Source organism: Pseudomonas cichorii (assembly GCF_019719005.1).
Taxonomy (GTDB): Bacteria; Pseudomonadota; Gammaproteobacteria; order Pseudomonadales; family Pseudomonadaceae; genus Aquipseudomonas; species Aquipseudomonas cichorii_E.
On sequence record NZ_JAIGPJ010000038.1, the window covers coordinates 1 to 9,637 of the forward strand.

The 9,637-nt window shown below is 59.0% G+C and carries 10 protein-coding genes; 1 reads left to right on the forward strand and 9 read right to left on the reverse strand.

Annotated features, from left to right (window positions below):
* Positions 1–80 precede the first annotated feature (80 nt).
* The 9 genes from madM to mdcA all read right to left on the reverse strand — a co-directional run bounded on the left by madM (position 81) and on the right by mdcA (position 7,392).
* Entirely contained in the window at positions 81–845 is a 765-nt protein-coding gene (madM, locus tag K5D32_RS21630) for a malonate transporter subunit MadM (protein WP_025262234.1), read from the reverse strand.
* Position 846: 1 nt separating this feature from the next.
* A complete protein-coding gene (gene madL, locus K5D32_RS21635) occupies positions 847–1,263 on the reverse strand; it encodes a malonate transporter subunit MadL (RefSeq protein ID WP_095068367.1) in 417 nt (138 codons plus the stop codon).
* A 70-nt stretch (positions 1,264–1,333) separates the two neighbouring features.
* A complete protein-coding gene (gene mdcH, locus K5D32_RS21640) occupies positions 1,334–2,269 on the reverse strand; it encodes a malonate decarboxylase subunit epsilon (RefSeq protein WP_221601807.1) in 936 nt (311 codons plus the stop codon).
* On the reverse strand, positions 2,266–2,904 hold the full coding sequence (locus tag K5D32_RS21645) for a malonate decarboxylase holo-ACP synthase (RefSeq protein WP_221601774.1): 639 nt from the start codon (positions 2,902–2,904) through the stop codon (positions 2,266–2,268). The genes mdcH and K5D32_RS21645 overlap by 4 nt, the downstream gene beginning before the upstream one ends.
* Complete coding sequence (gene mdcE, locus K5D32_RS21650) at positions 2,898–3,698, reverse strand: biotin-independent malonate decarboxylase subunit gamma (protein ID WP_221601776.1); 801 nt, start codon at positions 3,696–3,698, stop codon at positions 2,898–2,900. The genes K5D32_RS21645 and mdcE overlap by 7 nt, the downstream gene beginning before the upstream one ends.
* On the reverse strand, positions 3,695–4,546 hold the full coding sequence (locus K5D32_RS21655) for a biotin-independent malonate decarboxylase subunit beta (RefSeq protein WP_221601779.1): 852 nt from the start codon (positions 4,544–4,546) through the stop codon (positions 3,695–3,697). The genes mdcE and K5D32_RS21655 overlap by 4 nt, the downstream gene beginning before the upstream one ends.
* Entirely contained in the window at positions 4,539–4,838 is a 300-nt protein-coding gene (locus K5D32_RS21660; protein ID WP_221601781.1) for a malonate decarboxylase subunit delta, read from the reverse strand. Before K5D32_RS21660 ends, K5D32_RS21655 begins: the two co-directional genes overlap by 8 nt.
* Before the next feature lie 2 nt (positions 4,839–4,840).
* Complete coding sequence (locus K5D32_RS21665) at positions 4,841–5,716, reverse strand: triphosphoribosyl-dephospho-CoA synthase (protein WP_221601783.1); 876 nt, start codon at positions 5,714–5,716, stop codon at positions 4,841–4,843.
* Positions 5,716–7,392, reverse strand: coding sequence for a malonate decarboxylase subunit alpha (gene mdcA, locus K5D32_RS21670; RefSeq protein ID WP_221601785.1), 1,677 nt, complete (start codon positions 7,390–7,392; stop codon positions 5,716–5,718). Before mdcA ends, K5D32_RS21665 begins: the two co-directional genes overlap by 1 nt.
* A gap of 244 nt (positions 7,393–7,636) precedes the next feature.
* On the opposite strand from mdcA, the gene K5D32_RS21675 reads away from it, so the two are divergent.
* Positions 7,637–9,571: a M60 family metallopeptidase gene (locus K5D32_RS21675; RefSeq protein WP_221601787.1), complete on the forward strand. Its 1,935-nt coding sequence runs from the start codon at positions 7,637–7,639 to the stop codon at positions 9,569–9,571.
* Positions 9,572–9,637: the final 66 nt, after the last annotated feature.

Here is a 9,637-nt window from a genome sequence, read left to right on the forward strand (position 1 = left end):
AGACTTCGACACGGCCAAGCTTTTTAGCGAAAAATACCGGCTAAAAGCTTGACCGTGAACAGAGTATCTACACCGGGAAACTATCCAACAATCGCTCGCACGATGAAGTACAGCAGTGACGGCCCCAGCAGGCAGCCAAGCCCGGTGTGGAAGGTGGCGGTCAGTGCGCCGTAAGGCACCAGGCGCCGGTCGGTCGCGGCAAGGCCAGCCGTCACGCCGCTGACGGTGCCGGCCAGGCCGCCGAAGACCATCGCGGAGCGTGGGTTGTCCAGGCCCATCCAGCGGGCCGCCATGGGTGTGCCGACCATCACGACAATCGCCTTGATCAAACCGGTGGCAATGGACAAGGCCATCACATCCGAGGTTGCGCCCAGGGCAGCGCCCGTCACCGGACCCACAATGTAGGTGACGGCGCCCGCGCCGATGGTGGTCATGCTGATCGCGTCGCGATAACCGAACACCCAGGCAACGCTCGCCCCCACGATGAACGGTAGGATAGTGCCCAGGAACAAGGCAACCGCGCCGATCATCCCGGCCTTGCGTGCTTCGGTGGCTTGCACCTCGAAGGCCGTGGCGACGATGGCGAAGTCGCGCAGCATCGCACCTCCCATCAGGCCGATTCCGGAGAACAGCGCCATGTCGGCCAGGCCTTTTTGCCCGCCGGTCAGCGTGCCACCGACCCAAGCCAGTATCAGGCCGATGACAATCGCAATGGCCGAGCCATGCACCCGCCCAAAGGTGAGTCGCTTGGACAGAATGACCGAAATCCACATGATGACGCCGACGAAGGCGAAGGCTGTGATCAGACCGTTGTGTTCCAGGCCTTTCTCGATGAGATCCCACATATCAGCGACCTCCCACAGGGGTTGCAGTCGGGATCACGTCCGGCTCTTCCTTGGGCAGCGGCTCACCCCGGTTGGTACGGCTGATCAACGCAATGGTGCAGGCACACAACACCACCGAACCGATGGCTGCCAGCACGGCAACAGGTCCGCCCTTGAGCGCAGTCACCACATTCTGCTGGGCGGCCATGGCCACCACCACCGGAATGTACATGGCGCCCCAGAAGCCGACGCCCAACTCGCATTCCTTGCTCATGCCGCCGTTTTTCTCCATCCACAGGCGAGCACAGATCAACAGGATCATGGCGATACCGACACCGCCCACATTGGATTTGACCCCCAGCAGAACGCCGAGCATGTCACCTAGAATCACCCCTGCAAGGGTGCAAATAGCCAGCAAAGCCACACCGTAGATAATCATTGTTGTTATTCCTCAATTGCGTTGCCGAAGTTGTTGTTTTTGTCCTTCGCAGCAGCATTGCACTCACACTTTATGGATTGCGGGTTCCCTCCTCTCGCGACAACGCGACCAGACTGTCCAGGCGAGCGCCTTGAAAGGCGACTGCCGTTCCTTGTTCGAACACTTTGCGCGCCAGCCCCGTCAGCACGGTGCCGGGCGGTAACTCGATCTGCAGCCGCACGCCACGTTCGTAGGCGGTCTGCACGGTGCTGCGCCAGTCGATGACCCGGCACATGTTGAAGGTCAGGTCATCGCGCAGCTTTTCAGCGGTCACGATGGGGCGCGCTGTACTGCCGCTCAGATAACGCACCTTGGGCGTTTCAAGGCGAACCTCAGCGAAAGCTCTGGCCAGCACATGCGCCGGTTCATCCAGCAGAGCGCAATGGGACGGCACGCTCACGGCCAGGCGTTTGACGGCGGCTGCGCCGGCCTCTTTTGCCAGGCGTGCAACCTGCTCCATCGCCTGGCTGCTGCCTGCGATGACGCATTGGTTATCGGAATTGATATTGGCCAGGAAAACCGGCGTCTCCTGGCTATGAATCCGGTCAATCGATGCCTCGATGCAGGCTTGATCAAGACCGATAATGGCGGTCATGCCATAGCCTTCGGGGTAAGCGTTCTGCATCAACTCGCCGCGCAAGGCCACCAGTCGAAGCGCATCCTCAAAGGCCAGCGCCTTGGCGATTACCGCAGCCGGGTAAGCGCCAATCGACAGGCCGGCGACGTAATCAGGCTGACAACCGTGTTGCTGTAAAACACGGGCGTAAACCACTCCGGCGATCAACAGGCAAAGCTGAACAGCACGGGTCGATTGCAGGGCCTCGGCGCGGTCCAGCGCCAAGACATCTTCGCCCAGAACCTCGGCAGCTTCGTGCAGGCAATCACGTACCAGGGGCGAGTCCGGCAACTGATGCAACATGCCCACCTGCTGCGCGCCCTGGCCGGGAAACACCCAGACGCTGCTCATGCGCTCACCCCAGGCTGCTGCCATGGATCGCTGACCAGTCGGGTATCTGTCGAACTTTTGAGCAGAACCTCGCGGGAAGACCCGGCCCACTCCTTCAAAGCCACTGCCCCTTCGGCCAGTTGCAACTGAACATCGACCCGGCAGATGGCTGTTTCCAGCGCCTCCACCAGTTCAGCAGCCCAACCGCGACTCACAGGCTGCGGCGTGCGCAAAATCAGATCCAGATCGCTGCCCTGATGCAGCGCGGCAAAACCACTGGCCAACTCGAAGCCTGCACTGCCACTGACGCCCCAGCTCAAGTCCAATACGTCCATTACCGGACGCACCTGACCCAAAGCCTCCAATGCAGGCCAGCGCTGGGGATTTCTGTCAGTCAGATGAGTCAGTTGTTCAGGACGTACATGACGCTCGATGGCCGAGCACGGCATGGTCGTGGCATAGCGCTGTTCGCGACGTGGCCCGCGAATACCCACCGCCACCTGCCCTGCCGCAACAGCACCACGGCGCACCACCACTGGCTGGCCCTGACTGATCACTTCAAATACCCAGTCAGGGGCATCCCCAGGCAAGCCGGACAGGCTCATGCCCCACAACAAATCATGGGGCAGCACCGCCAGCGGGGTATTCATTACCACTGAGCCCGCAGCAGTTGGCGCACAGTCGACGAAGCCGCGCGATTGCTGGCGCCCAGTCGACTGCTCAGGTCAGCACCTGTGGCCTGAACATCCTTGATGGCGCTGCTCAGCACATGCTGAACCTGAGCGACATCATCGGCCGCCGGTTGCTCGATCTGGCTGACCGACAAGGTTTCCCACAGCAAACCCAGGCTCGCGTAGTTGTCGATGTCATAAGCCATGGGCGGGATGCTGGCGGCGAGTTTTTCCAGTTCCTCGACGCTGCGCAGCGTCACACGGGCGGCGGATGCCTTGCCCATGGCATGCACCATCACACCCGGATCACGCAGGGCAATCAGCCGGTTGGCCTGATAACCATGAGCCAGAAAGGCACCGGACATGGCTTTGCCCACCAGCAGGCCAATCACCGGATGCCCGGCCAGTCGGGCACGAGCATAGCTGTCCACAGCGCCTGCAAGTGCCTGATGAATCCCCAAGGCTTCCTCACGGCGACCATAAGCCTGGCTCGGCACATCGATAATCGCGATCAATGCACGCTTGTGCTCAGCCTGACGATCCAGTTCGATGGCATCGTCCACGGCCTTGGCCAGCCCCCAACCTTCCAGCAAGCCGACTTCACCCTGACGCGCACGAGGAAAGCGGTTATCGGTGTCAGCGACCACAGCCAGGAAACGTACCGGCTGATGACCAAGGGTGCCGTCCGCAGCTTTCACCGAAGCGGGCAAGCCCACCACTTCCCGGGCCTGGGCGCTCAAGGCATTGAACCAGTTCAAACCACGTGGGGAATCACTCATAACTTGGCTCCTTGATAGAGGTTGCGCACCGCCTGCGGATCGATCTGCGCCGTGGTGTCCAGACGCGAGAGGCGTTGCAGGAACAGGTCGTACTGGCTGCTGCGATGCTGGGCAGGGATGCCGTCACCGAGCCAGCCGCTGACCTGCTGCCGGATATCCGCCACATCGTCAGCGGCAAAGCCGTCTACCAGTTCGCTGGCGAAACGTTGTTCGCCGCCGGTCAGGCTCCAGATAAAAGGCCTGTCGCGTGAGTCGTATTCTTCGATGCCCGCTTCCTGCTCGATGACCTGCGGACCGTTCAGGCCAAGGCGCGCTTCCTGTGTCACCAGCAGGTAGCTGCACAAGCCTGCCGCAATCGACATGCCGCCAAAACACCCGACACTGCCCGCCACCACACCGATCACCGGCTGGTACTGACGCAGGTCGACAATCGCGGCGTGAATCTCGGCAATCGCGGCCAGCCCCAGATTGGCTTCCTGCAAACGCACGCCACCGGTTTCCAGCAACAGAATCGCTGCGGTCGGAATGCCATTGCGGTTGTCTTCGGCAGCCAGCTCCAGCGCACCGGCCATTTTCGCGCCGCCCACTTCACCCATGCTGCCGCCCTGAAAGGCACCTTCGATGGCCGCGATCACTACGGGGCGGCCATCGACCGTGCCTTTGGCAACCACCACACCATCGTCGGCCTGCGGCACAACACCCTGGCGCGCCAGCCAGGGCGACATGACGCGAGCAAAAGGATCCAGCAACTCACGAAAGCTGCCGGCATCCAGCAAGGCGCGGGCACGCTGGCGAGCGCCAAGTTCGATAAAGCTGTGCTGGCTCAGCAAACGGTCGGTATCAGTCATGGCCGATCTCCTCGAAACCTTGCTCCAGACGCAAACGCACCACGCCCGGTGTTGCACCGAAATCGTGAATGTCGATGCTCAGGGCTGGGGGTGTCTGGCCATCGAACATGCGCTCGAACAGATGCTGCCAGCGCGCCGACGCGCCATTCACCGAGGTCACCACCTGGATCGACAATTTGCCCGGCAAGCCTGGCTCCAGCAGCACTTCCAGGTCGCCCGAGCCGACACAACCCACCAGCGCACGGCCTGTGGGCGGCTGCCCGGCAGGAAATTCAAAAGACAGGGTTTCCATGATCAAAGACTCCTCGATGAATGGCCGAGCGCAGGCTCAAGGCTATCGATAAACAGGCAGGCGGCGAGCAGATCGGCAGCGCCGCCAGGCGATGCGTTCAGGCTCAGCAGCTGCAGATCCAGCTCTTGCAGATAACGACGCCCCGCCAGGCTTGCGCAGCCACCGGCGTCGAGCACCCGTTGCGCGCCCCGCTGCATGGCTTCAAGACCGGTCATGCCGGAACGGTGCAGCACGCAGGTGTCCGCCAGCGTGGTCATGATCGCCAGCAAGGCATCGAGCCGGGCATTCTGTTCGCCACTGCCCGCCGCCCGGCTGTGTTGCAGTTGTGGCAGACCGAAACGGGTAACCGCCGGGAAGCCAAGCTGCGCCTGCTCCCGAGCGCCCATGGCACCGTAGCGGCGTGCAACTTCACGGCCATGGCTCGGTTGAGCGATTGCATGACGATCTTCGATCAACGCCAACTGCGCAGCCCGCAAGCAGACAGCCGCCGGTTTACAGTTTTCGGGTTCCAGCGCCGCAGCCGCCACCAACAGGCCCAAGGCCCAGATCGCGCCGCGATGAGTGTTCACACCGCCCGTGGTGCGCAGCATGTCGGTTTCCCCTTCACGCCCAAGCCTGCCCAAGGCTTCGCGCAACGGTTGGCCGACTTCACCGAACTCCAGAGCCGCATCGGCCATTTGCTTGAAAGCCGGCCAGAGCGACAAGGCCGACGCATGCATCAACCCAAGGTGCAGATCGGTATGCGCGCCGCTACCGCGACGGTCGACCAAGGCCGGCTTGGGCGACAGATCGGCTTCGTCGATCAGCGCTTCCACAGCCAGATCGGCCAGGTGCTCGCCAAGGGTAACGGGCGGCAAATCCAGTTTGAGTGCGCGCATCACCAACTCCTGAATTTCGCAGGTGGGCTGTACAAACCGCCAGACCACTGGACCAGCTCAGCGATGCTCTTGGCGGCCAGCAGTTCGCGACTGGCATCGGTGCGACGAATCCCCAGATCCTCAGGCAGCGCAATCAGGCCTTCGCGGCGCATGCGGGCGGTGTCCTTGGGGTTGTGGCGCATGCCGATCACGGTCACGCCTGCCACGGCGGCAATCATCGCCTGACGCTCTTCGAGGCTGCGCGCCTTGTACAGATACGCGATGCCTTCCTCGGTCAGCAGGTGGGTGACGTCATCGCCATAAATCATGATCGGTGCCAGCGGCATGCCGCTCTTTTTCGCCACTTCCACCGCATCGAGGGTTTCGACGAAAGTGGGTTTGCCGCCTTCCTGAAAGGTCTCGACCATCTGCACCACCAGCTTCTTGCCGCGCTCCAGATAAGCCTCGGGAGCATCGCCACTCTGCTGGCGCATATCGAGCCAGGCCGGTGTGGCATGACGGCGACCGCGTGGATCGTGGCCCATGTTGGGCGCACCGCCGAAGCCTGCCAGCCGGCCGCGAGTCACGGTCGAAGAATGGCCGTCGCCATCGACCTGCAAGGTTGCGCCGATAAACAGATCCACCGCGTACTGCCCGGCCAGTTGGCATAACTGGCGATTGGAACGCAGCGAGCCATCACGCCCGGTAAAGAACACATCGGGCCGGGCCGCGATGTAGTTTTCCATGCCCAGTTCGGTGCCGAAGCAATGCACACTTTCGACCCAGCCGCTCTCAATGGCGGGGATCAGCGTCGGGTGCGGGTTGAGTGTCCAGTTGCGGCAGATCTTGCCCTTGAGCCCCAGGGATTCACCGTAGGTCGGCAGGATCAGCTCAATGGCGGCGGTGTTGAAACCAATGCCGTGGTTGAGCGACTGAACGTTGTGTTTTTCATAGATGCCGCGAATCGCCATCATCGCCATCAGCACATGCACGGGCTTGATATGGCGCGGGTCGCGGGTGAACAGCGGCTCGATATAGAACGGCTTGTCGGCCACCACCACGAAATCGACCCAGGAAGCCGGGATATCGACACGCGGCAACTCGCTGACGTCGTCCACCAACTGATTGACCTGCACGATGACAATACCGTCGCTGAAAGCTGCGGGCTCGATCAACGCCGGAGTGTCTTCGGTGCTCGGGCCGGTGTAGATATTGCCTGCCCGGTCAGCCATGAAACCGGCGGCCAGCACGACGTTGGGGATCAGGTCCACCACCAGTCGCGAATAGAGTTCGATGTACGTGTGGATGGCACCGATTTCCAGCAGCCCGTCTTCAAGCAACTGGCTGATGCGCAGGCTTTGCGTACCGGCGAAAGAGAAATCCAGCTTGCGGGCGATGCCCTGTTCGAAAAGGTCCAGATGCTCGGCCCGACCCACGCTGGGCATGATCATGTGCAGGTCGTGAACCTTGGCCGGATCGACCTTGGCCAGCGCACGAGAGAGAAAGTCCGCCTGCTTCTGGTTATTGCCTTCCAGCACCACCCGGTCCCCGGAAACCAGCAAGGCCTCCAGCGCCGCGACAATCTTGTCAGTCGGCAACACCACACCATCGGCGAGGGCTCGCACCTGTTCGAGTCGCCGCTGTTTCTCACTGCGACGACGCGACCAGCGCGGGTCGGGGTTCATTATTGTTGTCATGATCACTCCACGATTTCGCTGTCGTGGATCACCTTAGGAGCGAAGGGTGTGGAGCATCAATCAAGCAGGGCGCGGAATTGTTACGGTTGGAGTAATGAATCGGCTGTGGAGCTGTTTTTCGCGAATGAATTCGCTCCTAAATGGGTATGAATATTGCCAAACAATATATCTGAGCGCACTCACTCAATGAGGGGCCAACTAAACTACATAAAACAAAAGGAGCAATATAAAAAGGAGCACGACAATGAACACCCCTTCTTACCGAGCCCTTTCATATAAAACCACCCGCTTATGTCTTCAATCAATCGCCACCCTGTTGTTACTGGCAACGAACATCGCTGCTTATTCCGAAGACGAGGCGATCCATGACAATAAAGAAACCCTGATACCCTCGGTATCGCCTGGTAAAAAAATCGACACATCCCAAGCCTCTATACAAGGTGTACTTGGCGAAGTTCTTATATGGCAATTACGGGCCGGCGAAATATATGGAGGGGGAGAAAACACATACAAAATCCCCGTCCTTGAAGAGCAAGAGAATGAAATGAGCCGTGTAGGAGGATGGCAACGTAGAAATATTTATATACCCACGCATGCTTATCTGGAGGCCGGCGATGAGATAACCCTGGACGTAAAAAACTACCCCAGCCTGCTCACTCGCTGCTCTGCCTACACCTTCGCCAACTTTGACAAACCTTATGGGCCGGACGCAACGAACAGCATGGGGTTAAAACAAAATACACAACAGGTTTATAAAGCCACTATTCCTGGCATGTTGATGCTTGCCTGTGTGGACCAGGGCAAGAATATGAATAACTGGAACAGCTGGGGCACTACCGTCACTATAAGCACTTCTCCACCCCCTAAAAAAACTTCACTGTATGTCTATGGAGCCACGCCATCCGGCGATTGGCCCTCCCTTGCAAGATCGCCAGACCCTTCTGGTCAGGTGTATCTATTCAATGGCCGCACCGTCATGAACTTTCCGGCGGCCGTTGCTCTGGCGCACGCCGACCAGAATATAGATGCCATGATGCGAGAGCATCTGATCATTACGACCCGTTATGACCAACTCAATGGTTTTAGCTGGCAAACCGAAAGGCCACTGGATACGTTGGCACTCTCAATGTATCAAGCGAGCTTCAATATCTGTTGCATGTCTCATTACTACAACGGACTCATCGGTATAAATTTTGGCGGGGACCGGGTAAACAGCCATTGGGGTGATTGGCATGAATATGGCCATCAAAATCAATTGTCATGGAAATGGGGTCACCTTACAGAGATCAGCAATAACCTGTTCTCACTAGAGGCCTGCCGGATGCTGACAGGTAATAACTTATCCGACTTCAGCAGATGCCACCCCAATCTGTCGTTCATTACTCCCGATCCAGAGGCTGTCGGGACATTTCTGAAAATGGACGGAATACCCGAGATCCCACCGGATGTCCCTTCAAATCGCACGTTGTTAATGCTGGCGCAGTTATATACCTCTTTCCCGGACTGGCACGCACAACTCGCCAGGGACTTCCGGGTGGCCTATGCCCGTGGCGACAACTCCGAGGACTTCTCGACAGACCAGAAAAAGATGGACTGGTTTGCACTCAATAGCAGCAGGATCGTTGGCAGGGATTTACGCGGTTTCTTTGATAAATGGGAGTTCACTTACAGTGCAACGGCCCGGCAAGCCATCGCAGACCTCAACCTTCCAGCACCCATCAAACCCAGTGTGCAGTACTCGTCGGAATGGACCATCTCTACCAACCATACGCTCGAAGGAACAATCCCGGTGCCTCTCTTGAGAAACACCATTGGCCTTGTGGCTTACGGCAAAGAGGAAGGACCGACATTGCTTCAATCGGTTGAAGATGAAAGCTATACAAAACTGACAACACTGGTTGTAGGCACCAAAAGAGTGCCTTACCCCGTCGTCCTGCGGGGCACCCTCAAACATGGAGAATGTCCAGGTGAAGGACCTATGCATGACATTAGTACGTGTGCTGGCATTGACCATAACGTCTATTGGAAACTGCACTATGAGCCTCTGGACAACTTACTGCCACTGCCCGACGACAATTACGAAGGCGTACTAAGACTGGGCATAAGGGCTGCCTACGATCAGAGCTGGGGAGGAACCTTGACTGTTCCGATCAAGTTGAACATCTCGAAGAGTCAATAACACGGGATTCATGAAGCAAAACGCCCCCTCTACCCGATGAGTTCTATCGCCTAAACCCACACACCG

Excerpts from the sequence above, each read along its gene's own strand:
- madM (WP_025262234.1), bottom strand. The coding sequence starts at position 845 with ATGTGGGATCTCATCGAGAAAGGCCTGGAACACAACGGTCTGATCACA.
- madL (WP_095068367.1), bottom strand. The coding sequence starts at position 1,263 with ATGATTATCTACGGTGTGGCTTTGCTGGCTATTTGCACCCTTGCAGGG.
- mdcH (WP_221601807.1), bottom strand. The coding sequence starts at position 2,269 with ATGAGCAGCGTCTGGGTGTTTCCCGGCCAGGGCGCGCAGCAGGTGGGC.
- mdcE (WP_221601776.1), bottom strand. The coding sequence starts at position 3,698 with ATGAGTGATTCCCCACGTGGTTTGAACTGGTTCAATGCCTTGAGCGCC.
- K5D32_RS21655 (WP_221601779.1), bottom strand. The coding sequence starts at position 4,546 with ATGACTGATACCGACCGTTTGCTGAGCCAGCACAGCTTTATCGAACTT.
- K5D32_RS21660 (WP_221601781.1), bottom strand. The coding sequence starts at position 4,838 with ATGGAAACCCTGTCTTTTGAATTTCCTGCCGGGCAGCCGCCCACAGGC.
- K5D32_RS21665 (WP_221601783.1), bottom strand. The coding sequence starts at position 5,716 with ATGCGCGCACTCAAACTGGATTTGCCGCCCGTTACCCTTGGCGAGCAC.
- mdcA (WP_221601785.1), bottom strand. The coding sequence starts at position 7,392 with ATGACAACAATAATGAACCCCGACCCGCGCTGGTCGCGTCGTCGCAGT.
- K5D32_RS21675 (WP_221601787.1), top strand. The coding sequence starts at position 7,637 with ATGAACACCCCTTCTTACCGAGCCCTTTCATATAAAACCACCCGCTTA.